The 22,487-nt window shown below is 72.3% G+C and carries 23 protein-coding genes and 3 pseudogenes; 14 read left to right on the top strand and 12 right to left on the bottom strand.

Annotation, left to right across the window (positions count from 1 at the left end; genetic code table 11):
• Positions 1-387: 387 nt before the first annotated feature.
• The 4 genes and pseudogenes from JYK04_RS04760 to JYK04_RS42520 form a co-directional block, all read left to right on the top strand.
• Positions 388-1,710, top strand: a complete 1,323-nt coding sequence (locus tag JYK04_RS04760) for an outer membrane protein assembly factor BamB family protein (protein ID WP_189746757.1) — start codon at positions 388-390, stop codon at positions 1,708-1,710.
• A 552-nt stretch (positions 1,711-2,262) separates the two neighbouring features.
• Positions 2,263-2,517: pseudogene (locus JYK04_RS42340) on the top strand (RlpA-like double-psi beta-barrel domain-containing protein); the annotation flags it as partial.
• Positions 2,518-2,526: 9 nt separating this feature from the next.
• Positions 2,527-2,859: pseudogene (locus JYK04_RS42525) on the top strand (RlpA-like double-psi beta-barrel domain-containing protein); the annotation flags it as partial.
• Positions 2,860-2,865: 6 nt separating this feature from the next.
• Positions 2,866-3,192 (top strand): annotated as a pseudogene (locus tag JYK04_RS42520) (RlpA-like double-psi beta-barrel domain-containing protein); the annotation flags it as partial.
• A gap of 337 nt (positions 3,193-3,529) precedes the next feature.
• Here JYK04_RS42520 and JYK04_RS04745 read toward each other — a convergent pair.
• Positions 3,530-4,135 (bottom strand): hypothetical protein, encoded by a 606-nt coding sequence (locus JYK04_RS04745; RefSeq protein ID WP_189746759.1) that lies wholly within the window; start codon positions 4,133-4,135, stop codon positions 3,530-3,532.
• 248 nt (positions 4,136-4,383) lie between these two features.
• Here JYK04_RS04745 and JYK04_RS04740 point away from each other — a divergent pair, with 248 nt between their 5' ends.
• Together JYK04_RS04740 and JYK04_RS04735 are read left to right on the top strand one after the other, a co-directional pair.
• Positions 4,384-4,674, top strand: a complete 291-nt coding sequence (locus JYK04_RS04740; RefSeq protein ID WP_189746761.1) for a hypothetical protein — start codon at positions 4,384-4,386, stop codon at positions 4,672-4,674.
• The gene (locus JYK04_RS04735; protein WP_189746762.1) at positions 4,667-4,963 is read left to right on the top strand and encodes a hypothetical protein; all 297 of its coding nucleotides are present in this window, start codon (positions 4,667-4,669) and stop codon (positions 4,961-4,963) included. The genes JYK04_RS04740 and JYK04_RS04735 overlap by 8 nt, the downstream gene beginning before the upstream one ends.
• A 35-nt stretch (positions 4,964-4,998) precedes the next feature.
• Here JYK04_RS04735 and JYK04_RS04730 read toward each other — a convergent pair whose 3' ends face one another.
• Complete coding sequence (locus tag JYK04_RS04730; RefSeq protein WP_189746764.1) at positions 4,999-5,523, bottom strand: hypothetical protein; 525 nt, start codon at positions 5,521-5,523, stop codon at positions 4,999-5,001.
• Positions 5,524-5,741: 218 nt separating this feature from the next.
• Here JYK04_RS04730 and lgt point away from each other — a divergent pair, with 218 nt between their 5' ends.
• From lgt to JYK04_RS04700, 6 genes are all read left to right on the top strand, one after another.
• On the top strand, positions 5,742-6,626 hold the full coding sequence (lgt, locus tag JYK04_RS04725) for a prolipoprotein diacylglyceryl transferase (RefSeq protein ID WP_189746766.1): 885 nt from the start codon (positions 5,742-5,744) through the stop codon (positions 6,624-6,626).
• A 14-nt stretch (positions 6,627-6,640) separates the two neighbouring features.
• Positions 6,641-6,934 (top strand): hypothetical protein, encoded by a 294-nt coding sequence (locus JYK04_RS04720; RefSeq protein WP_189746768.1) that lies wholly within the window; start codon positions 6,641-6,643, stop codon positions 6,932-6,934.
• A 135-nt stretch (positions 6,935-7,069) separates the two neighbouring features.
• The gene (locus tag JYK04_RS04715; RefSeq protein ID WP_189746770.1) at positions 7,070-7,393 is read left to right on the top strand and encodes a hypothetical protein; all 324 of its coding nucleotides are present in this window, start codon (positions 7,070-7,072) and stop codon (positions 7,391-7,393) included.
• A 115-nt stretch (positions 7,394-7,508) separates the two neighbouring features.
• Positions 7,509-8,171 (top strand): helix-turn-helix domain-containing protein, encoded by a 663-nt coding sequence (locus JYK04_RS04710; protein WP_189746772.1) that lies wholly within the window; start codon positions 7,509-7,511, stop codon positions 8,169-8,171.
• Complete coding sequence (locus JYK04_RS04705; RefSeq protein ID WP_229876847.1) at positions 8,168-9,541, top strand: MFS transporter; 1,374 nt, start codon at positions 8,168-8,170, stop codon at positions 9,539-9,541. The genes JYK04_RS04710 and JYK04_RS04705 overlap by 4 nt, the downstream gene beginning before the upstream one ends.
• 1 nt (position 9,542) lies before the next feature.
• A complete protein-coding gene (locus tag JYK04_RS04700) occupies positions 9,543-10,502 on the top strand; it encodes a nucleoside hydrolase (protein WP_189746774.1) in 960 nt (319 codons plus the stop codon).
• A gap of 24 nt (positions 10,503-10,526) precedes the next feature.
• Here JYK04_RS04700 and JYK04_RS04695 read toward each other — a convergent pair whose 3' ends face one another.
• The 3 genes from JYK04_RS04695 to JYK04_RS04685 form a co-directional block, all read right to left on the bottom strand.
• Positions 10,527-12,023, bottom strand: a complete 1,497-nt coding sequence (locus JYK04_RS04695) for a hypothetical protein (protein ID WP_189746776.1) — start codon at positions 12,021-12,023, stop codon at positions 10,527-10,529.
• 60 nt (positions 12,024-12,083) lie between these two features.
• The gene (locus tag JYK04_RS04690; protein ID WP_189746778.1) at positions 12,084-12,875 is read right to left on the bottom strand and encodes a hypothetical protein; all 792 of its coding nucleotides are present in this window, start codon (positions 12,873-12,875) and stop codon (positions 12,084-12,086) included.
• 154 nt (positions 12,876-13,029) lie between these two features.
• Entirely contained in the window at positions 13,030-13,386 is a 357-nt protein-coding gene (locus JYK04_RS04685; RefSeq protein ID WP_189746780.1) for a DUF5763 domain-containing protein, read from the bottom strand.
• A gap of 224 nt (positions 13,387-13,610) precedes the next feature.
• Between JYK04_RS04685 and JYK04_RS04680 the strand changes: the two genes are divergently transcribed.
• Positions 13,611-13,868 (top strand): hypothetical protein, encoded by a 258-nt coding sequence (locus tag JYK04_RS04680; RefSeq protein WP_189746782.1) that lies wholly within the window; start codon positions 13,611-13,613, stop codon positions 13,866-13,868.
• Positions 13,869-14,186: 318 nt separating this feature from the next.
• Here the strand turns inward: JYK04_RS04680 and JYK04_RS04675 are convergent, their stop codons facing one another.
• Entirely contained in the window at positions 14,187-14,525 is a 339-nt protein-coding gene (locus tag JYK04_RS04675) for a hypothetical protein (RefSeq protein ID WP_189746784.1), read from the bottom strand.
• Positions 14,526-14,720: 195 nt separating this feature from the next.
• Between JYK04_RS04675 and JYK04_RS04670 the strand changes: the two genes are divergently transcribed.
• Complete coding sequence (locus JYK04_RS04670; RefSeq protein ID WP_202186031.1) at positions 14,721-15,485, top strand: helix-turn-helix domain-containing protein; 765 nt, start codon at positions 14,721-14,723, stop codon at positions 15,483-15,485.
• Here the strand turns inward: JYK04_RS04670 and JYK04_RS04665 are convergent.
• From JYK04_RS04665 to JYK04_RS04640, 6 genes are all read right to left on the bottom strand, one after another.
• Entirely contained in the window at positions 15,432-16,169 is a 738-nt protein-coding gene (locus JYK04_RS04665) for a class I SAM-dependent methyltransferase (protein ID WP_189746786.1), read from the bottom strand. The genes JYK04_RS04670 and JYK04_RS04665 overlap by 54 nt on opposite strands.
• Before the next feature lie 200 nt (positions 16,170-16,369).
• Positions 16,370-17,032, bottom strand: a complete 663-nt coding sequence (locus JYK04_RS04660; RefSeq protein ID WP_189746788.1) for a deoxynucleoside kinase — start codon at positions 17,030-17,032, stop codon at positions 16,370-16,372.
• A 543-nt stretch (positions 17,033-17,575) separates the two neighbouring features.
• Positions 17,576-18,493, bottom strand: coding sequence for an Imm49 family immunity protein (locus JYK04_RS04655; RefSeq protein ID WP_229876848.1), 918 nt, complete (start codon positions 18,491-18,493; stop codon positions 17,576-17,578).
• Between the two features lie 140 nt (positions 18,494-18,633).
• Positions 18,634-20,397, bottom strand: a complete 1,764-nt coding sequence (locus JYK04_RS04650) for a protein kinase domain-containing protein (RefSeq protein WP_189746792.1) — start codon at positions 20,395-20,397, stop codon at positions 18,634-18,636.
• A gap of 154 nt (positions 20,398-20,551) precedes the next feature.
• Positions 20,552-20,803, bottom strand: coding sequence for an EF-hand domain-containing protein (locus JYK04_RS04645; RefSeq protein ID WP_189746794.1), 252 nt, complete (start codon positions 20,801-20,803; stop codon positions 20,552-20,554).
• Between the two features lie 322 nt (positions 20,804-21,125).
• Positions 21,126-22,352, bottom strand: coding sequence for a cytochrome P450 (locus JYK04_RS04640; RefSeq protein WP_229876849.1), 1,227 nt, complete (start codon positions 22,350-22,352; stop codon positions 21,126-21,128).
• Between the last annotated feature and the right edge of the window lie 135 nt (positions 22,353-22,487).

The raw sequence follows: 22,487 nt of genomic DNA, 5'->3' as shown, positions 1-22,487 counted from the left end.
GACCAGACGGCGCGGACCCGGAACCGGCGGCACGACCCTGTGTCCGGTGTGCGGTACCGCCCGCCCCCGGCACGGGGGGCGCAGCGGGGCCGTCCCCGCTCACGGCGCGGAACGGGCACGGCTGTGTCCGACAAACGACAAAGGCCTCATGCCGCCGTCATATGCGGAACCGGAACCATGATCCCGAAGCAGCTGCCCCAAAACCATCGAATCCCGACCAAGTCACTCGTACGTGGAATGCGGTTCCCGTGCAGGTCACAGGGGCGGAAGGGAAGAAACGATGATGCTGCCCCGACACGGGACCCATATTTATGATCACCTCGCTGGAGAAGCAGGTGACGCCCCGTCCGTCGACCGGCGGCGTCACGCCAAGGGGGGGTAGTGAGCATGGCCACGCGAACGACGCCAGCGAACGACGAGGGGTCGAACGATCATTCGCCCGCGCGCAGGGGACGGACCAGCCGCCTCCTGATCAGGGGCGGAACGCTCGTCGCCCTGGTCTGCGCCCTCACCGTCGCAGGCGTCTTCATCTCGGGCCGCTTTCCCGGCGACTCGATGGACATCGCCTGGAAGACCCCTTCGGACGGCAAGGCCACCGACCGGGGCAACCATGCCTGGGCGGACGATGCCGTCGGGTCCTGGCTGGCCGGCGACACGTTGGTGCGGAGCCGGTCCGACGCGGCGACCGGCCACGACGCCGGGACCGGCAAAGAGGTCTGGGAGTACCGGCCGCCGGGCCGCTCCAAGATCTGTGCCGCCGAGGCCGACGTCGAACATTCCGTCATGGTCGTCACGCGCGACGACGAGAACCGGCCCGCCTCGGCCGCGCGGCAGTTGTGCACCACGCTCGCGGCGCTCGACATGAAGAACGGCCGCGAGATCTGGCGCGCCCCGGTCCCCGCAGCGTCCGGTGAAAAGCGCTTGAGCGACTACAAGCGTGCTCGGGTGACCGTGGGCGGCGGTCTCACCGTGCTCACCCACCAGGGGCTGAGCGCCGTCGACGTACGCACCGGCGCGCCGCGCTGGACGGCGACCGTTCCCCCGAACTGCGTCCCCGCCCATGCTCTGCCGTCCGTGCGGCACGTCGGCGCCCTCCTCGCGTGCGGCGGCTCGCAGAACGGACCGAACGCGATCCCGAACGGGCTCCCCAGGGACGCCGAACTGCAAGCGGCCGCCTTCGACCCGGCCACCGGTGCGCTCCTGTGGTCCACCCCGATCGGCGACCGTGAGGCCGCCACGTGGGGCGACGCCGGCGCGCTCCTCGTCTCCGCCGACCCGCTGGTCGTGGACGACGTCCGCGCCTTCCACTCCTTCAGCAGGGACGGCCGGCCCAACCCGCCCATCGCCTTCAGCAGCTCGTACGTGGCGGTGGACGAGACCAGGCTCTATGCCCTCGGCAGCCGCTATGTGAAGGGGGTCGGCAGCCGGGACAGCGCCTTCGCCTTCGACCTGGCCACCGGACGGCAGGTGTGGAAAACCGGCCTCGACTCCGACGTCGACGTCTTCCACCTCCAGGACGGGAGGCTGACCGCTGTCGGCGAACGCCGTGACCTGCTGGTGATCCCGGCCGTGCGCCTGTACCTCCTCGACGCCGCCACCGGCAAGGAGCGCGACGTCCGCCGCTTCCACTACGGCGAGACGCCATCGGGCAGGGCCTTCGAGCACGAGGGCCGTCTCATCGTCGGTGGCACAGCGTACGAACGCTCGTGACTCGATGGCGGCGCGGTGTGCTGCTCGCATCGGGCATCGGGCATCGGGCATCGGGCATCGGGACGCCCCTCAGCCGTAGGTGTCGCGTTCGCGGGGTGTGATTCCGTACCGCGCACGAACGACGGCAGGACGTCGGAATCCCAGTGCTCGGGAAGGGTTAAGGGGAGATCAACTGAACCTTAAAGGTGCCTTGGGACTCCTCGCCCCGCGTCGATCGAGACCTGCGGTACGAGTGCCGCACCCCCGTCGAACCCCGTCGGCATTGGAGCCGTGACCTGCATCTTTGAGCGTAGTCCCGTGATTCATGAGCTCCGTGGTGGGCCGCCGCACAGCGCTCCAAACCTCCTCAGGGCCTGTTTCGTAAAAAGGCAACAGGTCTGAACTCGCCTGCGAAGTCCACCGTATGCAGGACGTCAGGGGGGCAACGTCCATCGGATCGAGGAGTGTCACGTGTCCAGGAAACGGACCATGAGTCTCAAGAAGAAGTTCGTGTTCTCTGCCGTCGCGGGAGCCTTGGTGATCGGCGGGGTCGCCGCCACCGTGGCGATCGGCAATGCCGCCGTCCCCGACGTCGTATGCCAGGGGTCGACGGTGACGTTGTCGGGTGAGGGTGGTGCGCCGGCGGCGTCCAGTGGGACGTTCCCGGTGGGGACGAAGCTGAAGGTGACGAATCTGGACAACGGCAAGGCGACGACCGTGACGGTGAACGGTCCGTCGGGTAGTTGCGTGCTGCTGAACAATGCGGCGTTCGAGACGGTGCGGGAGCCGGGCAAGAACCTGATCCGGAAGGCGCGCATCGAGCGGGTGGACGGTGGCGGCGGTGCCGCGGCGGCTCCTGCGGCTCCTGCGGCGAGCGCGTCCGGTGCGGCGGGTGGGGCGGGTGCACAGGTGCCGCCGGCGACCGGTGAGGTGGTGTGTCCCGGGTCGACGGTGACGTTGTCGGGTGAGGGTGGTGCGCCGGCGGCGTCCAGTGGGACGTTCCCGGTGGGGACGAAGCTGAAGGTGACGAATCTGGACAACGGCAAGGCGACGACCGTGACGGTGAACGGTCCGTCGGGTAGTTGCGTGCTGCTGAACAATGCGGCGTTCGAGACGGTGCGGGAGCCGGGCAAGAACCTGATCCGGAAGGCGCGCATCGAGCGGGTGGACGGTGGCGGCGGTGCCGCGGCAGCTCCTGCGGCTCCTGCGGCACCGGCAGCTCCTGCGGCGGGTGCGCAGGTGCCCCCGGCGACCGGTGAGGTCGTATGCCAGGGGTCGACCGTGACGTTGTCGGGTGAGGGCGGTGCGCCGGCGGCGTCCAGTGGGACGTTCCCGGTGGGGACGAAGCTGAAGGTGACGAATCTGGACAACGGCAAGGCGACCACCGTGACGGTCAACGGTCCCTCGGGTAGCTGTGCCCTGCTGAACAACGCCGCGTTCGAGACGGTGCGGGAGCCGGGCAAGAACCTGATCCGGCGGGCGCGCATCGAACGCGTGGGCTGAGCGACCGGAGCCCGTACGGGCCGCGGAAGCCACGGCGGGGCACGGAGCATGCCGTCCCCGCCCAGGCCCTGTCGTCAAAGTGGCATCTGGCCCGCGACGCCCGGCACCGCACCTCGCCGCGTTGTCGGGGCGCCCGAGTACGTCCAGTACACGGGCGCCCCTCCGCCTTGCGATGCTTCCCCTCGGCCCTGGCGGGCCTGGGGAGGCCCCATGGCACCGGACGCCGCGGGCCTTACCGACGCCACTTTGACGACAGGACCTAGCGCCGGTCCGTCGACAACCGCGTACGCGCCCCCTGACGACGCGAGCTTCCGCCCGCGCTCGGCTTCTTCGCCCGTCAGGGCCGCAAGCCGGCCCGCCTGAGTGCGATCTCGGAGAGGCCGGCGATGACGTGCCGGTCCCCGCGCCGCCACGCGTCAGCGAGACCGCCCGGAGGCGCGGGGAGCGCTGCCAGGTCACCCAGCCGGCCGGTGAGGGCGCGCAGGGCGAGCAGGTCGGCGCCGCCGGGTGCGTCGAGGAGGCGCCGCATGATGACGCTGCGCCGGATCCAGCGCAGGCGCGCGGGGAGCCACAGCAGCAGTACGACGGCCACCGGGACCACGATCAGAGCCAGTGTGGTCAGGGTCGCTACCTGGCTCACGGCGTCCTGGAGCGACTGCCCGGCGTCGGCGATCCCGGTACTGGCGTCGGCCGCGGACTGCAGCGGCTTCTTCAGGAGATCGCCTACGAACGGCACGTTCGAGGCCGCGTCACCGGCGTTGCCGAGCTCGGTGGCGAGGCTGTCCCCCGAGCTCTCGACCCGCCGCCCCGGCTCGGCCAGCAACATGATGGCTCTGTGGACGGCCAGGGCGAACCGCACGGCCGCGGCCATCAGGACCACGGCGATCAGGTCCGCGAGGATCTGGCGGTTCCGACGTGCTGGAGTCTGTGCGTAGAGGCGCATCGGCGGGCTCCCGTTCGGGTCGGACGTCGAGGAGGACCGGCCCCGCCAGGTGAGGCCCGGCCGGTCGGTCGACCGTACGCCGGACTCGACCTCCGCACCTGTCTCTGTGGACGAACGTCCGAGCCGCGACGCCTGGTCGGCGCACCGGGGGCCCGGGGAACCCCGGGTCACGGCGGCGATGCCGACCGGGCGGTCGACCGTGAGGGCCTCGGCAGGGCAGACTCTGAGCAGAAGGAAAGGGGCGGGCGATGACCGCACAGCCGATTCGCCGGCACGAGCCGGAGCGAGTTCCGCGCAACGCGAGGGGCATCGCCGACGCGCTGACGCCGGAGGCCGCGAAGGAGTTCTACGCCGAACTCCTGGCCGCCCAGCCGGAAGAGGCGAAGGGCGTACTGCTGCGCTGGTGGGGCCGCGCGACGCTCGAATCCGATGCGGGCCGGCGGCGCCGGGTCGAGGACGCACTCGCGGGAACGATGCCGACGATCGCCGTCCAGGACATGCTCGACCGGCGACGGGCGGCGGGACTGCCCGTTGAGTGAGGCCTTCGGCGACGGCTCCGAGGGCTTGCCGTGCGTGCTGTCCGAGGACGTCACCGCCTTCATGATCGACCCGACGCTGCCGCCCTGGGCGATGGGCCCGATCGTGGCCGCGATGGTGGAGATCGGCGAGACCCGAGGACTCGTCGCGGGAAGCACAGCGGCGGAACACTGGCCGGAGTGCCGACTCCTGCCGCTCGGTGAGGACGGGGCGCTGGGCATCATCGAGTACGTGATCGCCAAGGACGCGCTCCCACCACGGGTGATCGTGACCCGCATCCTGCTGTACTGAACCCCCCGCAGGGCCCGGTCCTGCCGGCCGCACGTTCAGCAGTCCGGACGGGATCCGTCGAGGACGGCGTTCACGGACACGGAGTACTCGTTCCGCGCCGAGTACGCGACCACGAGCAGCGTCGGTTTCCCGTCCACTTCCTTGCGGAAGCACATGTCCTTGAGGAGGAAGCCGGGAGTGACCTTCGGCCGTGGCCCGGCGGCCTTCCAGCCCGCGGCCGCAGCCGCGTCCCAGTAGTGGTCGATCACCGCGCGGGGACCGCCGTCGTACGTGTAGTACGTGGCCGCGCTCAGCCACACTTCGGGCCCGCTGTCGTCCGTGCACTCGGCGCCGCTCGCGCCCGGCACGGGGTTCGCCCCTGCCGGCGCCGGCGGAACGGCCACGGCCGATATCCGTGCCAGTCGTTCGACGCCCTTCGGCTCGTCGCACTGCCCGTCGGCGCCGATCAGCAGCCAGGCGGCCCCGTACAGCAGACCGCAGGCGAGAGCGAGTACCAGAGCGCCCGCCGCGGCGATGAGTGCCTTGGGCAGGCCGCGCCCGCGGGCATCCGTACCGTTCACGGAAGAAGGACCTCACTCATCGCGCCACCAGCCAGTTCTTGTTGCAGCAACACCGCCCGATGCGGTGCAGGTCGAGGGAACCACGTCCCACGCTCCGGTACCAGGTCCAAGGCGGTGCCGTGCCGAGCGGTGCCGTGCGGCGATGATCATGCCGCCGCGCCCCTCATTAAGATCGGATTCTCATCCGTTCGCCCGACCGAGACCTGCACGGAGTCGCCATGGACGTCGCCTACCTTCCCAGTCCCTCGACCGGGGTCCTCCACCTCGGCCCGGTCCCGTTAAGGGCGTACGCCTTCTGCATCATCCTGGGCGTGTTCGTAGCCGTCCGGCTCGGCAACCGCCGCTGGGTCGCGCGGGGCGGGGCCCCGGGCGTCATCGCGGACGTCACCATCTGGGCGGTGCCGTTCGGCTTGGTCGGTGGACGGATCTACCACGTGATCACCAGCCCCGACGCGTACTTCGGCGAACACGGCGAGCCCATCCGCGCCCTGTACGTGTGGCAGGGCGGGCTCGGCATCTGGGGCGCCATCGCCCTGGGCGCGGTCGGCGCGTGGATCGGCTGCCGACGCCACCGCATACCGTTTCCCGAATACGCGGACGCGGTCGCCCCCGGCATAGCCCTGGCGCAGGCGATCGGCCGCTGGGGCAACTGGTTCAACCAGGAACTCTACGGCCGCCCCACCACGCTCCCCTGGGGCCTGGAGATCGACCGCGCGCACCGTCCGTCCGACATGCTCGACATCGCGACGTACCACCCCACCTTCCTCTACGAGTCCCTCTGGGACGGCGGCGTCGCCGTGCTGGTCCTCTGGGCGGCGAGCCGGTTCGCGCTCGGCAACGGCAGGACCTTCGCCCTGTACGTCGCCGCCTACACGGTCGGCCGGTTCTGGACCGAGTACCTGCGCATCGACGAGTCCCACACGATCCTCGGCCTGCGCCTGAACGGCTTGACCTCCGTCGTGGTCTTCCTCGGCGCCGTCGCCTTCCTCGTCGTATCGGCGCGACGCAACCCGGGCAGCGGCGACGGGGCGCGGACGACCGGCGAGGGCGACCCACGGGCCGCCGCCGTTGCCGTCAAGGCAGGAGGTGGTGACGCGCGATGAGAGGTGAGGAAGCCATGTCGCCACTCTCGTCCTTCACCTTCGTGCGCCACACCGACGGGCTCAGCCACCACTTCGAGCGGGCCGGCGAACGCCACGGTCGCCCCGCCTTCCGCCGGACCGACGGCAACGTGTGGTGTGTCTGGTCGCCGACCGACGGCTGGCATTGCGAGATCTCCGACGGCCTCGTCACCGCCCATCCCCTCGGCGGCCGCGCCGACGGACCCGAACCCCCGGCCACCGTCTGGCGCAGCTTCAAGAACGACCGCTCGTACCTCTATGACCTCCGGACGGCCCTCGGGGCCGAATGACTCCCGGCGCATCACCTCCTGGCGGCTGCGCCGTACGGATGGACTCGGGCCGTACGGCGGCCGGTACGGGGTCTCGCCGCGCGGCGCGGCCTACCTTCGCACTGCTCGACCACCCCTCCACGAAAGGCAGTACTCGTGCGATCGATCCGCTCCGCCCTGACCGCTCTCGCCGCCGGTGGCATCCTCCTGGCGGGCGCGTCCGCCGCCTGTGCCGACGACGCCTTCACCATCCACGCACCGGTCGGCAACACGTACTCGATCGTCTTCGGCGACCTGACCCAGGTGGCCGGTGACGACGTCTTCAACGCCGGCCACGACAACACCGTAGGCTCCCACAACGGCACGGCGCCGACCGGTGACATCGGCATGGCGTCCGTACCCGGGACCCAGATCCTGAGCAACGAGGCCCTGATGCAGCGTGCCGCCGGTCAGTGGACCGGCAACATCATCGGCAAGTAGCTCCCGGGGGCGGGCCGCCACCTCCCAGCCGGAAGGGCGGCCCCAATCGGCCATTCTCCCAAAGAAGTTCTGCAAAAATACTTTTGCAGACTTTCGGGGGCCCTAGCCTCCCTGCATGGTCAGTGAAGAGCAGAGACGCGTACTCGATCCTGAGCGGGACGCCGCAGCACTGAAGGCCCTCACCCACCCGCTGCGCATCCGGCTGCTCGGGCTGCTGCGGCAGGACGGCCCGGCCACCGCGAGCGAACTCGGGGTCAGGACCGGGGAGTCGTCCGCCTCCACCAGCTATCACCTGCGCGTCCTGGCGAAGTACGCGTTCGTCGCCGAGGCAGAGCACCGGGACGGCCGGGAGCGACGCTGGCAGGCGGTGCACTCCGTGACCGCCTGGAGCAACGAGTCGATGGAATCCTCACCGGGCAGCCGCGCCCTGCTCAGTCTGTCCCGCAGGGCCCAGATCGAGCACCTGGAGGCTTCTCTCGTCCGGCACGAGGCCGACATCGCCGACGGACGGCTGCCGCGGGAGTGGGTGGGGACTGCCGGGATCAGCGACCTGATGCCCCGTCTGACACCCGAATCGCTCACCGAACTCTGGGAGGCGTTCTCCCGGAAGCTCGAGGAACTGACCGCCCGCGATGCGGGGGACCCCCGCGCGGCGCAGGTCGTACTCCTCACGGCGGGGCTGCCCCGCGCACCACGCGGCCCCGGCGCCGAGCCGGACGCCTCCGGCCCGTCGGCGACGACCACCCCCACTCCGACCGATACCGGGAGCGCGTCGTGACCGGGCCGCTGGACATACCCGCCGCACGCCGCCGCTACATCACGGTCTGCGTGCTCTTCTGGCTGCCGCTGGGCCTCAGCCTCGCCCCCCTCATCCTGCTGCTCACCGAGCGCGGCATGACCACGGCGACGGTCTCGGGCCTGTTCGCCGCGCACTCGCTGACGGCCGCAGCACTGGAACTGCCCACCGGAGGACTGGCCGACGTCCTGGGACGCCGCACCGTCCTGGTGGCCGCCGGCCTGCTGAACCTGACCGCCCTGACCCTCGTGGGCCTGGGCTCCGCCCCCTGGCTGCTCGCCCTGGGCATGGTGCTCATGGGTGCGGGCCGTGCCCTGTCCAGCGGGCCGGCCGAAGCCTGGTACGTCGACACCGTCCACGCGGACTCCGGGCCCGACGCCGATCTGCGCCCCGGCCTGGCCGGCGGCTCCTCCGCGACCTCCGCCGCGCTCGCCGCGGGAACCCTGCTCGGCGGCGCCCTTCCCTGGCTGCTCGGAGCCGGCCCCGACCTCGGCGCCCGGCTGAGCGAAGCCTCGTCCGGGCTGGTACTGCCCCTTTCCGTGCCGCTGTTGCTGGGCGTCGCGGTCGAGATCGCCTTCGTGCTGTACGTCGTGACCGCTCTGCCCGAGCCGCCCCGACCGGCGGCTGCCCTGCGTGACGTACTCCGAGGCGTCCCGGCCACCGTCGTGGGCGGGCTGCGCCTGGGCGGTCGGGACACGCTGGTCCGCCGGGTCTTCCTCAGCGCGGGTGCGGCCGGCAGCGCGCTGGTCGTGATCGAACTGCTCGTGCCGGGACGTGCTGCGGCCGTCACCGGCGGGTCGGAGTCCGGGGCGGTGCTCTTCGCCGGACTGGCCTGCGCCGGATTCATCTGCTCCGGTCTCGGCAGCCGGCTCGCGCCGCTGACCGCCCGGCTGGCGGGCAGTGGCGAGCGTGCGGTCGTGGTGAGCCTCGGCGCCGGCGCGAGCGGGCTGCTTCTGCTCGCCCCCACCGCGGCAGCCGCCGGCGCGGGCGCCCTGGCGCTCGCGGCCGCCGGCTACGGCCTGGTCTACCTCGGACTCGGCGCCGCCGGACCGAACCAGAACGACATCCTGCACCGCCGCGTCACCAGTGCGGGCCGGGCCACCGCGCTGTCCGTCCAGTCCCTCGCCCTGCAACTGGTGGGAGCACTCACCGGACTGGTCGCCGGGGCCCTCCGGCCAGGCCCGGTGCCCTGGCTGCTGGGAGGCGCCGCACTGCTGGCGGGATCCCTCCTGTGGCTTCGCCGCAGCGGTCCCGCGTCGCCGAACGAACGGCGAGGTCCGGGCGAGGCGGTGTGGTCAGGGCACCGGCCCGGCGGCACACTGGAGTTCCACGCCCCGCAGCGCCAGGAGTGACGTGCCCGTCCCGATCATCATCGACTGCGATCCCGGACATGACGACGCCCTCGCCATCATGCTCGCCGCCGGGGACCCGGCGGTGGACCTGCTGGCCGTCACCACGGTCGCGGGCAACCAGACCCTCGACAAGACCACGCTCAACGCCCGGCGGGTCTGCACGGTCGCCGGGATCACGGACGTCCCCATTGCGGCCGGTTGCGACCGGCCGCTCGTCCAGCCGCTCGGCGTGGCCGCCGACGTGCACGGCGTCACCGGACTGGACGGGCCGATGTTCCCGGCTCCCACGGTGGACGTGGTCCCCGAGCACGCCGTGGACCTCATCCACCGGCTGCTGGCCGAGCATCCCGAACCCGTCACCCTCGTCCCGACCGCGCCGCTGACCAACATCGCCCTGCTGCTGATGCGGTATCCCGAGGACGCCTCCCGCATCCGCGAGATCGTCCTGATGGGCGGTTCGACGGAGCGGGGCAACCGGACCCCGGCCGCCGAGTTCAACATCCTCACCGACCCGGAGGCCGCCGACATCGTCTTCCGCTCGGGGGTACCGGTCACCATGTGCGGGCTCAACGTCACGCACCAGGCACTGGCCACGCCCGAGGTGGTGGCCCGCTTCGCAGCCCTGGGTACGCCCCTCGGGCGGATCTGCGCAGACCTGTTGACGTTCTTCGGGTCCACTTACCGCGAGCTGTGGGGGTTCTCCAGTCCACCGCTCCACGACCCCGTGGCGGTGGCCCGGGTCATCGATCCCGGGCTGGTGCACTGCATGGACGCCCAAGTCGCAGTGGAGTTGCACGGCCGGTACACGCGCGGCGCCACCGTGGTGGACCTGCACCACTCCACGGGCCGCCCGGACAACGCGCGCGTGGCCATGACCCTGGATGCCGGCCCGTTCTGGGACCGGATGGTCGCCGCCGTCGCGGCCCTCGGCGCGCGTGGCGACGGGCCGGCGCCCTCCTGACGGCCGACGCCGTTCCCGTGCCGGTCAGCGCGGCAGGTGTGCGGAGTCCAGCAACGCGTGCAGCCGTACGGCCGGCAGCCCGGGGTTGGCCGCCGCGCCTTCGGCCGTCGCCGGGTCCCGGAGCAATGTCTCCAGGGTGTCCCGGGAGAAGAGCGGGTTGGCGGCCGCCGCCCGGCGGACGTGCTCGTCCGGATCCGTCAGCAGTTCCACGGGGGCCCGCCCGGTCGGGTCGGCGGCCGCCAGCGCCCGGACCTCCGGGTCCTCGTGCCCGAGCAGATGGGCCAGGCCGGTCCGCGGCAACCGGGACTGCATGAGCAGGTGGGGGCGTTGCGCGGGGCGGGCGACGAAGGCCGCGAGGACGATCGCGGCCGGAGCCAGCGGGTGCCAGGAGGCCAGCCGGTGACGCACTTCCTCGTCGGGGTCCTCCGCCAGCCGTAGCACGAGGTCGGCGGGCAGCCCGGCGTATCTGGCGGCCGCCCGGCGCAGCAGCACCTCCTCGGACACCGCGCACGCTCGGTACCAGTCCGGATCCGGATCCTCGCACGGTTCCAGGACGTAGCAGTCGCAGTCGTACGCGCACCGGCCCATCTCGTGGTCGACGGCCTGGCACTGTGCCCGGGTGCGGGGGAGCGGCTGTACCCGGGCCCGGGTGCGCACCCGCTCGTCCGGGTCCTCGGCGAGCGCCGCCCACAGCGCGGGATCGAGGTCGGCCCGGCCGGCGACGCGTTCACGGACCTTGGGGTCCACGTCACGGGCGAGCCGGGCGAAGGCGTGGCGGGGGGTGTACGGGTTGCCGGCGAGGGACCACCGGCACTCCGGATCGGCCAGGCACGCCTCGACGACGGCATCGGACAGCGCGTAGTTGTTGAGGATCATCCACCGGTGGTGGCAGGCATGTTCCGGAAGTTCCGCCTCCATGGCCGCGGGGTCCGCCGTCCGCGCACTGCGCTCGGCGGACGCCCGGACATCCGGGTGGGGATCGGCCAGCAGCGCCCTTCGATGCTCGGGAGTGAGCCAGGACCACGGCTGCGCCGCGAAGATCCGCAGTGCTGGGTGTGCGTGCCGTTGCATCCTGCGCCGGAAGGAAGCGGGAATCTGGTACGAGAACACGAGCTCTTGCGCGATCTCGTTGGCCGTGAGCAGCTTGGAGTCGCCGCCTTCCTCGGCGGTCAGCAGGAAGATGAGGGCCTCGTCGGGCAGCGGCCGGGGCCGGCGCGGGCGCGGGTGGGGTCCGGAGGCGACCTGCGCGCGGACGAAGCAGTGGGGGTCCTCGGCCAGACGGGCACGCTGGGCCGCCGGGACGTGGGGGTTGCGGGCGAAGGACCGGCGCACCTTGGCGTCCGGGTGCGCGACCGCCGCGTCCATGACCTCCTGGGGAAGCGAGCGCTGCGCGCACAGGATCCGCCGGGCCTCCCCGGCGGCCGGATCCAGCAGTCGCAGCAGGACGCCGGCCGGGGCTCCCGTGTTGGCCGCGACCCCGCGCGACCACAGATCTTCAAGGGCGGAGGGCGAGTTGGGCATCGGGTCATCATGCCAGGCCCTGCCGGGCGTCGGCCGACCGGCGGCGGGGGTGATCCCCGGTCACCGGGCCGGCGCAGGCCCCGCCTCACCGTCACGGTCCCAGCGCAGCGCGGCGAACGTGGCAGGGAACGCGATGAGCGCCCAGACGGCCACCGTCATGCCCGCTGCCGTCCATGCGTCCCACATGCTGAGGGAAAGGAACGACACGGCCATGGGGACGACCAGCATGGACAGGGCCTTCGCCCAGCCGAAGCCCACCCGTGGTGTGACGGGGCGTCCGGCGGCGTGGCAGCGGGCCCTGCGGGCGCTGCCGAACGCGGCGATGAAGGCCACGGCCGTAGCCCAGACCAGGACGAGCGTGAGCCCGACGTACATGGTGGCCTCGTCGGGCAGCCCGGGGAGCGTCTCGCCGGCTCCGCCCTGGCGTACGGAGACCTGGACGTCCCGCCAGGTGGTGACCTCCACCTCTTCGCCGGGCTTGACGAGATGGGCCAGGTCACCGTTCGAACGGAGGTCGAACGGACGGTCGGCGGGAGCCGGAACGGGCGCCTGCAGCCGCACCCGGAAGACGTCCGCCCCCTTGGGGCCGGCCTTGGCCTCCTGAGCGGAGAGGACGGTGGCACGGATCGTGCGAAGGCAGTCCTCCGTCCCCCGCGCCGTCTGTGTGTCGGCGCACGGCCGAGCTCCCAGGAACGCTTCCTCATAAGCTATCTGACGAGGAATCAGGATTCCCGCCACGGTGGAGAGACCCAGCAGTACCAGTCCCAGCAGCGCCCAGCCCAGCGCATACAGCCGTTCGTGCCGGGCCCGGTCCCGGGCGCCTGCCGGCTGCTCCGTCATCTCGCGTGCCATGTCCGTCTCCCCCGATTTCGCGCATGGGCGCGTCGGCCCGATTCCCCCCTGCCCGAACCCCGTTCGGTGGCAGCACCTCGTCGACGACCCTACGCCGCTCCGCAGAAGGGCCACCGCAGGGGGCTGCGTCGCCGCGTCGCGGCGTTCGCGGGGCTCAGCCGAGATTGATGGTGCGGGCCACGAACGCAAGCGACAGCTGAATCCGGACCGGCTCTTCGGCGGTCGCGGCCCGGGGAGGCGAGGAGTGCTCCCCGACCGCGAAGAGGGGGTCGGCTCCGGCCGGCTCGTGGAACGCGATCAGGTTCAGGGCCGCTTCGACAGAGGCCTGTTGCTGTCCCCTGTGCCGGTCGCACGGACCGCCGCCCGTCGCGATCGTGCAGGGCTTTCCCTTGGCGTTCAGCACCCGGCACCGCACCACCGGATCATGCGTGTGGCACAAACCCGACGGTCGCGCCTCGATCTGGCACCGTCCGCCCTGCTTCGTCCTCGCACGGCACTGATTCACGATCATGATCCCCAAGGCTACTCGGCTCGTACCGGCTCCTCGCCAAGGCCTCGGCCGGCCTTCTTGGCCCACATCGGCCGGAGGGCAGGGCGCCGCGGATCTGGGCCGGTGAGGTGAACCTGTACGTCGGATGGCGGCGGGGCGGATGGCAGCGGTGGCAGTCCGCCGGGGCGGACCCGAGGCTCGTGCCCGGAGACGAGAACGAGGAAACGAGGAAAGGGCAGTAGCCAATGCCGCATGCCAAAGAGGAGGGCGTCGAGGCGCGCCCGATCGATACGCCGGATCAGCATCGGAACCCAGCCGGACACCTGCGGACCGCGATCAGGCGGACCAATCTGCTCCCGGCGTTCCTGGTGCTCACGGTCATGACGGTGGCCCTGTGGCTGATGGGTATGCCGTTCCTCCAGGCCCTGACGATTTCCACCGCGGTGAAGATCGCGCTGGTCCTGGTAGAACTCCGTCGGCTGCCCGGCGCTGCCGACAACTGACACGCCGGGCCCCGACTCGGCCCGTCCGAGCCGGTTCCGCGTCCGACGACGCTGACCACCGCCCTCGACGATCCGGCACGGATCGACGGGGCGCTCGCGCTGCCGTAGGGCCACGCACGCGGACTCCCGGCGGGCGCACCGGCAGGGCCGGTGGCTAGGCCGTCTCTTTCGGATCTTGCCGGGCCCGCGACGCCCGGCACCGCACCTGGCCGCGTTGTCGGGGCGCCCGAGTACGTTCAGTACACGGGCGCCCCTCCGCCTTGCCATGTACGGCACCGGACGCCGCGGGCTCGGCCGACAAGATCCGAAAGAGACGGCCTAGGCGGACCGGCGGCGCAGAGCCCGGCGGACCACGTACAGGACGACGAGCAGCAGGATGACGACGAGCACGACGATCAAGAGCTTCTTGAACAGTCCGCTCTTCTTCTTGCTCTTCTTCTTGCCCTTCTTGCTCCCGGTGGTGGCCCGGACCGGGGACGACATCGGTGCCTGGAGCGCGGTCGCCACGCCGGCGCCGGCGCGGAGACCGCTCTGCGGTAGCGCCGCGGCGGCGGCGGGAGCCTGCCGGGCCGCCGGAGCGGCCGCCGAGGCGGTTGCCGCGGGGCCCAAGAGCAGCCCGGCGAGTACGAAGAGCGGGATGAGTGCCTTCGCGGCCATCGGGCGCTTCTTCGGATTGCTGTTCGTTGTCACTGTTTCCCCTGTTCTCCCCTGCCCCGGCCGGGCCCGGTGGGATCCGGAAGGCCGTGGCTTGGAAGCATCGTCGACGAGTTCGACCGCCTCGGCAAGGACTTGGAGGACTCTGGCAGTCTGGGCGCACGGGTCGGGGGACGGGGGGAAGGTCAGGTGCCTGGCGTGGGGCGGGAGTTGGGGCCGGGGTTCGGGGTGGGGGAGGGGTACGCGTGGTACCGGGGGGTGTCGCCCGGAGGGTCCGTCCATCGGCACGCCGCCTTCCAGCTCGTCCTGGCACCCCGGGGCGGGGCGGCGCTCGCCGGGCCGGACGGCAGGGTCGTGCGGGGAGCGGCGTTGCTCGTCCCGCCCATGACCGCGCACCGGATGCTGTCGGCGGGGGATCTGCTCACCGTCTTCGTGGAGCCGCATTCGGCCCTGGCCGACCGGTTGCGCGGGCGGTGTGGTCCCGGTTCGGGGATCGTGGCGGTGCCTGAGCTGTGCCGGCTGGACGAGGCCGAGCTCGGTCGGGCGGCGGCGCTGCCCTCGGAGGGGTTGGACCCGCGGCTGCTCGCCGCAGCGGCCCTGCTGGAGGGGCGGGACGGGCCGGAGGGGCCGGCGGAGCCGGTCCCCATGGACCTGGTCGCGGCCCGCGTGGGTCTGTCGCCGCAGCGGCTGCGGGCCCTGGCCCGCCAGCAGCTGGGCATGCCGCTGGCGCGGCGGCGTATCTGGCTGAAGCTGCGCCGCAGCGTTGAGGCCCTGGGGGAGGGGCGCAGCCCGGCCGAGGCCGCGGCCGCCGGAGGCTTCGCCGACCAGGCCCACCTCACCCGCCGGATGCGGGAGATGATCGGGATGACTCCGGCGGCCGTACTGCGGGTGATGCAGGTGCCGTCGGCGTCAGCCGTCGGCGCGGCGGGCGACGTACACCGAAATGGACCCGGTGACGGTTGAGACGACCTCGGCCTCGCGCACCCGGTCGAATCCGGCCCCGGTGATGAGGGCGGGCAGGATGCCGTCGGCGTTGGGCTGCGTGTCGGCCCGGCCGTCGGCGAGCTGGACGACGCGGAACGCGGTGCGCATCAGACGGGTGCGCTGGAGACCGTAGTCGGCCAGGACCAGCCGGCCGCCGGGCCGCAGCACCGTGTGCAGGGCGGCCAGGACCGCCCGTTTCATCGGGAGGGGGCACTGGTGGAGGACGAGGCTGGAGACGGCGGTGTCCGCGCTGCCCGCCCCGAGTCCGTCCGCCAGTTCGTCGCCCATGCCCCGGCGCCAGTCGATGGGTGCGCCCGCGGCCCGGGCCTTGCGGCGGGCGACGGCCAGGACGCGGGGGTCCGGGTCGATGCCGATGATGTGGGCGGCGGGTTCGATGCGGTGCAGGAGCAGGGCCTGAGAGCCGGTGCCGCAGCCGACGTCGACGATCACCTCTTCCGGCCGCGGAGCCACGTGCATGGCCAGCAGGCCGCGCCAGAGCCGCTCGCGGAGCAGGGCGGCCACGGGGTCGTATAGACCGGTGGGGGCGAAGCGGCCCGCGGCGGGCGTGAACGCTCGGGCAGCGTGCCCGGTGTCGCGGGGCCGGGGCCCGGAGAGGGCGGGAGGGGCGGAGGCCTGGCCGTCGGTTTCGCTGGACTGGGTCATGGCGGCAGTGTCCGGCGCCCGGGCGGCACCGGTCTTGTACGAACCGCTCGCCCCGAGGCCCCCGCCCGGCCAAGGCCTGGGCGGGCCGCAGCGGCCCGCCCGGCAGGGTCGGGCCGCCACGGCCCCGGGGATGCGCGGCGGAGCGGGGAGAGCCCGATCACGTACGGGCTCCGCGCGACGGCGGACCGTGAAGCGCGAGCTCAGCGCCGGTGCGCGACCGCCGCCAGGGTGTCCTTGACTTCCTGCACCACGCGGGCCGCGTCCTCGGGGTTGTTCACCACATCCGTGTGGTTCATGTCGATGACGAGGACCTCGCTGGCCGAGTAGTGCTTGTGCACCCAGTCGTCGTAGCCGGACCACAGCGTGCGGTAGTACTCGACGAGGCTCTCGTCCTGCTCGAAACCGCGGCCGCGCAGCCCGATACGGTGCAGCACCGTCTCGAAGTCGGCCTTGAGGTAGACCATGAGATCGGGTGCCTTGCGGTACGGCAGGCCGTCGATCTCGCGCATCATCTCGCCCAGCAGCCCCTCGTACACCTGCATCTCGAGGGAGCTGATCCGGCCAAGGTCGTGGTTGACCTTGGCGAAGTACCAGTCCTCGTAGATGGACCGGTCGAGGACGTTGTCCCCCTGCTTGTACGCCTCCTTGATCGAGGCGAACCGCGTCTGGAGGAAGTAGAGCTGCAGCAGGAAGGGGTAGCGCTTCGCCTGGATCTCTTCGGGGCTCGCCGTGTAGAAGAGCGGAAGGATCGGATTGTCGTCCACGCTCTCGTAGAAGACGTCGCTGCCCAGCTCCTTGGCGAGCAGCTCGGCCACACTCGTCTTGCCGATGCCGATCATGCCTCCGACGCAGATCACTGGCATACCTCACTTCTCCCTGGGGGTCTTCTGTTCGTGGGCGGGTGGGCTGTGCGCCCCACACCACTGAGACGCACGCCGGCGGTCACGCGATTCCCCGGGATCTTCATGATCAGCGTCATGTGGTCGCCGTCCGGACCAGGGCCCTGGATCAGGCTGCTCTCCTCGACCGGTCGGCCCGGCCGTTCCGCAGCCGCCGCGCAGGGCGACGAGCCGCAGCCCAACGGCCGCCTTGAATCTTAAGTGATGATCAGCCTCCCGTCGGCCAGGGTGCCGGCACCCTCCGCCGCCGTCCCGCGCCGCGGTGAAACGATCGTCCCGTGCCGCGGCTGCTCCACCGCTGATGGGACGGACCGCTACGCGGTCCTGGAGCCCGGCCGCCGGTACGTCCGGGAGATCCCGCCGCGGACTCCGCCGTGCTGCGCGCGGTGGCCGGACCCGATGCCTCCAACGCCAAGGCGCTCGCCGTACTCCCGGCCGCCGTGGCAGCCGGGAGTCGAGGACGCTCGGCCGCACGGGCCCGGAGGCGTACGGGCTGCTCCTGCGCCCCTACTGGCCCGAGGCGCGCAGCAGGCCCGCCGGCAGGTAACCGGAACGCACGTTCAGCTCCCAGCCGTGTGCCTGTACGGCGAGTGCTGCCAGGGCGACGGCCGTGACCGGCAGCAGCGTCCTCGGCGCGGCGTCCGGACCGGCGCCGTCTCGATGTTCCAGGAGGCGGCTGGTCAGGGCCTTCTCGAACGCGGGCTGGTCGTCGTCGAGGAGTACGCGCAGCAGCCGCTGGTCCGCGGTCGGTGTGCCCGCCTCGTCGAGCCGCGCGGCGGCAGCGGCGCGCTCCTCCGCATCGGGCTTGCGCAGGGGCGGGACCCCGGACGCGACCCAGGGTGAGCGGGCCGTCTCCACCAGGTGGAGGTAAGCGCAGAGCGCCTCCATCTCGGCGAGCTCGGCCGGGTCGGAGACCGAGCTCAGGGGCGAGTGCGGCAGCCCCGAGTGGAACATGGGGGCGTAGTCCTCCTTCAGCAGGGGGCCGATCACCCGGGCCTGTTCCCAGACGAGTCCGGTGAGCACGCTCAGTGCGAAGGCGTCCACCCAGACCCGCGCCGTGGGCGCTTGGTCGACCGCGTCACCGAAGGCGAAGTCCTCGCTGTTGAGTTCCTCGTCGATGAGGGGGAAGAAGACCTCGTAGTCCCCGCCGGGGCACGTTCCGAGCGTCAGAACACCGAGCGCGCACTCCGCCGCCGTACGCAGTGCCAGCCGGCCCGGCGCGCCCTCCAGCCGCGGATCCTGGAGGGTGAGGGCGCCGACGTGGTCCAGGAGCTCGTCGCCCGTCTCCTGAATTCCCTTGATGGACAGGCTGTTGTAGCGCAGCCCGTGCCAGCGGCCGAAGACCCGCCCGCCGATGTCCTCCAGGGCCCGACTCGTCCGCTCCTCGCCGACCTCGTGACGCGCTATTTCCCGCACGGTTGCCATCCTCCCCGTCGGACAGGGACGGCAGAGTTCCTGCCGCCCTCCTCGCCGATCTTCGAAGAGCCATCTTCTCCGATGCGGCGGCCCGTTGTGCGCGGCGCCCTTACGCGACCCGGCAGTGGACGCCCCGGCGACACGTCCGCCTAGTTCTTCGCGGCGGCCTCGGCATTGCGCCAGACCGTCAGGTCGACGGTGATGAACCTGGTCTCACCCTTCCCGCCCGACCCGCCGCGGAAGGTCGCCAGCGTGATGTGGCCGGCCTTGCTCAGGACGCAGACCTGCGAACCGTCCGTGAGCTGGTCGAGGCCGACCTTCTCGGTGAAGCGGGTTACCGCCCGGCAGGTCTCCAGAGAGCCCTTCTCGGAGTTGTTCAGCACGACGAGCTTGCCGTTCGCGGTACCGAACTTCTCGTCCCCGAACAGGGTGTCCCGGTAGTAGAAGAGGTCCGCGTGCCCGTAGAGCACCCCGGCGCCGGTCGGCTCCTCGGCCGGGCGCGGCGGGTTGTCGGCGAACATCAACTGGTGGTTCTGGGGCACCTCGATGCCCTGGTACGAGACCGGCTGCGGGTCGGGCCGCTGCTGCGAGGCGCCCGACGCCTTGTCGCCGCCGCCCTTGCCGGAGCCGTCGGGCAGCATTGACCCGAGGACGACCAGCCCGACGACCGCCGCCGCGACCGCCCCGATGACGATCAGTCCCGTCCGCTTCGGGCGCGGCGGACCGGACGGACCGGGAACGAAGGGCTGGGTGTGGAACGGCGGGGGCGTGCCGTGTCCCGGGGCGTACGAGGGCTGCGGGTACGAAGGCTGCGCGTACGGGGGCGGCGTCCGGTAACCCGGCGGCACGGCACCCGGAGCCCCGTGAACCGGAGCCGTCTGCGTCGGCGCGGCGGCGGCCACCCCGGTCGGCGTGTACCCGGGCGCAGCCGGAACCGGTGCCTGGGCCGGGGGCTGCGGCGAGACCTCGGTCGGAATCGGCGCCGGAGCCGGAGTCGGCGCCGGGGCGGGCAGCCGGAGCCGCTCGGTGATGGAACCGGCGACGGCCCGCGGCAGCCAGTCCTCGCCCTGCCGCAGCGGGGCCTCCGAGGCCGCGTTGCACAGCTCGATGATCTCGCTCAGGGCCGGCCGGTCGGCCGGATCGCGGCTGAGGCAGCGGGTCACCACCGGTCGCAGCTGCTCGGGCAGGGCGCTGAGGTCGGGGTCCTCGTGCACGATCCGGTAGAGCACCGCGTGCGAGGGCCCGTCGCCGAAGACGGACGCCCCGATCGCGGTGAAGGCCGCGATCTGACCCAGGGCGAAGACGTCGGTGGCCGGGGTGACCGTCCCGGCCGAGGCCTGTTCGGGCGCCATGAACGCCGGGGTGCCGACGCTGACGCCGGTGCTCGTCAGGGCGGTGGAGTCGGCGGCCCGGGCGATGCCGAAGTCGATGACGCGCGGCCCGTCGGAGGCGAGCAGTACATTGGCGGGCTTCAGATCCCGGTGGACGATCCCCGCACCGTGGATGACGTGCAGTGCCTCGGCGACCCCGACGGTCAGCAGCAGCACGCTGCGCACCGGCAGCGCGCCGTGCCGGGCCACGGCGTGGGCGAGCGAAGGGCCCGGCACGTAGGCCGTGGCCAGCCAGGGCTGGGCGCCTTCGGTGTCCGAGTCGATGACCGGTGCGGTGTAGAGCCCCTGGACCCGCTCCGCGGCCCGCACCTCCTGCTGGAAGCGCCGCCGGAACTCGGGGTCCTCGCTGAACTCGGGCCGGATCACCTTGATGGCGATGGGCCGGCCGCCCGGCGTGTAGGAGAGGTAGACCTTGCCCATGCCGCCCGAGCCCAGCACGGCCGCCAGGCGGTAGCCGCCCACGACGGCCGGGTCGTCCGCCTTGAGCGGCTGGAAGAAGTCGGCGGAAGGTGCGCTGCCCATGGGGACCCATCTCTGATTGCGGCGATCCAGCACCTGCCGGCGCCCCGAAGTCAACCGAGAGCGTACCCAATGCCCGGACCGGCCCCGCCCCGGACCGTCGGACCGGATCCGGGAGTTGACGGCTCAGGCCGGCGGCGCCGCCGCCGTTCCGCCGCTACCAGCCGAAGCGCCGGTCGACCACGGCCGCGAACTCCTCGAACGTCAGCACGCGGTCGCCGTTCTGGTCGGCCGCGTCGAAGAGCGCCGAGGAGTCGTCGGTGTCCCCGACGCCCCAGACGGGGATGGCTCCCTGCGCCGCGAGGGTCGGGCCCTTGGAGCGCAGGGCGCCGATGACCTCGGCGCGGGTCAGCGTGCCGTCCTGGTCGAGGTCGAGGGCGTCGAACAGGCGCCGGGCCTTCTCACTCATCACGTGGTCCTCTCAGCGGTACACGCACCGTCTCTCGGGCGGCGCGTCCTGTACGGGAGGACGTCGTGAGCCCCTGTGGGGTTGCCCCGCCGGTGCCGGTTTCGACGGGGCGGGGTGTGCTCACGGTTGGGGCACCGGAGGCGCACACCAGGAGCGGGGGCCGGGGATGCCAGGCAGGGAGGGATGCCCCGACCAGGTGCGCGCGGACCCTGCCACGGGCCCGCCACACTCCGGCGACAACCCGCAACCAGCGGGGCCGGGGTCCGTCGCCACACCCGCGCCCCGCGCCCCGCGCAGCTCGGACGCGTGGACGGCCGCCGCGTCACCAGGTGACGTACAGGGCCTGCGGTGAGCGGTGGATCAGCGTGGGCCTCATCCGCGGCTGTGGGCGGTCCCGGTCCAGTCGCAGCTCCGGCATGCGGCGGATGAACAGGTCGAGGGTCAGACGGAGCTGATCGCGGGCCAGTTGGGAACCGGGGCAGCCGTGGGTTCCGTACCCGAAGGCGAGGTGCTGCCGGTTCCCGGGCCGGGTGATGTCGAACTCCCCGGCTCGCTCGTACCGTCGCTCATCGCGGTTGGCCGAGCCGTAGGCCACCAGCACGGTGGCCGCCGCCGGCAGCTTCGTCCCGGCCAGCGTCACCGGCCGGGTGGTGGTCCGCCGGAAGGCCTGGATGGCGGTGTCGTGGCGGACGGCCTCCTCCACCGCCGCCGGGATCAGGGACGGATCGGCGCGGAGCGTCCGCCACTGCCGCCGGTCGCCGAGCAGGTGCAGCAGCATGGTGCCGATGAGGGCGCTCGTGGTGAGGAATCCGGCGATCAGCAGGTTCTGCAGGCTCGTCACCAGCTCGTGGCGCTGTTCGAGGGTGAGCTCGCCGTCACCGGGGGCCAGGGCGGCCACCATGGTCGAGCACATGTCGTCCCGGGGGCGCTCGCGCCGCTCGCGGACGTACCCGTCCAGCAGGTGCTGGAGCGCGACCACGTCCTCGGCGGCGGCCGCCTGCCCCTGCGGCGACAGCGGGCGGAACAGCAGTTCCTCGGCCCGGTAGCCGCCGTGCACGGCCGCGGGCACGTCGGCGGGGTCCAGCCCGATCAGCCGTCCGACCACCATCCCGGGCAACCGCCGGGCGTACGCCTCCACCAGTTCCGCGGACCCGTCCGCCGCGAACCCGTCGACCAGCCCCTCCGCGCATGTCCGGGCGTACGGCAGCAGCGCTGCCACCCGGGCGGCGGACAGCCCGCGGTTCAGCGGGGCCCGGTGCCGGCGGTGGGCCGCGCCGTCGCTGGACACGACGGTGGGCCGGGGGCCGAACCCCCGCGGCAGGACGCCGAGCGCCGCCTCCGAGAGCGGTACGTCCGGCAGCAGGGCGTTGGCCGAGGAGAAGTCCTCCGCGCGCAGCAGCACCTCCCGTACGTCCTGGTCGCGCGCCACCAGCCACGCGTCGAACTCGGGGACGTACATCAGCCCCTCGGTCCGGCGCGCACGGTCGTAGAGCGGATAGGGGTCGCGGTACAGCTCGTCACGCCGCGCCTGGTCGTCGTGCCAAGCCACTGGGACCTCCGGATCACGGTCGGGACCGGGCGGGGGCCACCGCCGCGGGTGACCTCCGGTGCGCCGGGTCATCCTGCCCGAAACCCGACCGGCCCGGTAGGGCGCCTGCCGGGAGGACGCCTGCCGGCAGCCCGC

Source organism: Streptomyces nojiriensis (assembly GCF_017639205.1).
In the GTDB taxonomy this organism is placed as follows: domain Bacteria; phylum Actinomycetota; class Actinomycetes; order Streptomycetales; family Streptomycetaceae; genus Streptomyces; species Streptomyces nojiriensis.
This window is presented reverse-complemented; position numbering and strand designations above follow the sequence as displayed.

What these genes read in the sequence shown, in the direction of transcription:
- JYK04_RS04665 (WP_189746786.1), bottom strand. Translation starts at nt 16,169, where the DNA reads ATGACCCAGTCCAGCGAAACCGACGGCCAGGCCTCCGCCCCTCCCGCC.
- lgt (WP_189746766.1), top strand. Translation starts at nt 5,742, where the DNA reads ATGGACGTCGCCTACCTTCCCAGTCCCTCGACCGGGGTCCTCCACCTC.
- JYK04_RS04680 (WP_189746782.1), top strand. Translation starts at nt 13,611, where the DNA reads ATGCCGCATGCCAAAGAGGAGGGCGTCGAGGCGCGCCCGATCGATACG.
- JYK04_RS04695 (WP_189746776.1), bottom strand. Translation starts at nt 12,023, where the DNA reads ATGCCCAACTCGCCCTCCGCCCTTGAAGATCTGTGGTCGCGCGGGGTC.
- JYK04_RS04660 (WP_189746788.1), bottom strand. Translation starts at nt 17,032, where the DNA reads ATGCCAGTGATCTGCGTCGGAGGCATGATCGGCATCGGCAAGACGAGT.
- JYK04_RS04760 (WP_189746757.1), top strand. Translation starts at nt 388, where the DNA reads ATGGCCACGCGAACGACGCCAGCGAACGACGAGGGGTCGAACGATCAT.
- JYK04_RS04685 (WP_189746780.1), bottom strand. Translation starts at nt 13,386, where the DNA reads ATGATCGTGAATCAGTGCCGTGCGAGGACGAAGCAGGGCGGACGGTGC.
- JYK04_RS04690 (WP_189746778.1), bottom strand. Translation starts at nt 12,875, where the DNA reads ATGGCACGCGAGATGACGGAGCAGCCGGCAGGCGCCCGGGACCGGGCC.
- JYK04_RS04650 (WP_189746792.1), bottom strand. Translation starts at nt 20,397, where the DNA reads ATGGGCAGCGCACCTTCCGCCGACTTCTTCCAGCCGCTCAAGGCGGAC.
- JYK04_RS04745 (WP_189746759.1), bottom strand. Translation starts at nt 4,135, where the DNA reads ATGCGCCTCTACGCACAGACTCCAGCACGTCGGAACCGCCAGATCCTC.
- JYK04_RS04720 (WP_189746768.1), top strand. Translation starts at nt 6,641, where the DNA reads ATGTCGCCACTCTCGTCCTTCACCTTCGTGCGCCACACCGACGGGCTC.
- JYK04_RS04675 (WP_189746784.1), bottom strand. Translation starts at nt 14,525, where the DNA reads ATGGCCGCGAAGGCACTCATCCCGCTCTTCGTACTCGCCGGGCTGCTC.
- JYK04_RS04645 (WP_189746794.1), bottom strand. Translation starts at nt 20,803, where the DNA reads ATGAGTGAGAAGGCCCGGCGCCTGTTCGACGCCCTCGACCTCGACCAG.
- JYK04_RS04655 (WP_229876848.1), bottom strand. Translation starts at nt 18,493, where the DNA reads ATGGCAACCGTGCGGGAAATAGCGCGTCACGAGGTCGGCGAGGAGCGG.
- JYK04_RS04740 (WP_189746761.1), top strand. Translation starts at nt 4,384, where the DNA reads ATGACCGCACAGCCGATTCGCCGGCACGAGCCGGAGCGAGTTCCGCGC.
- JYK04_RS04710 (WP_189746772.1), top strand. Translation starts at nt 7,509, where the DNA reads ATGGTCAGTGAAGAGCAGAGACGCGTACTCGATCCTGAGCGGGACGCC.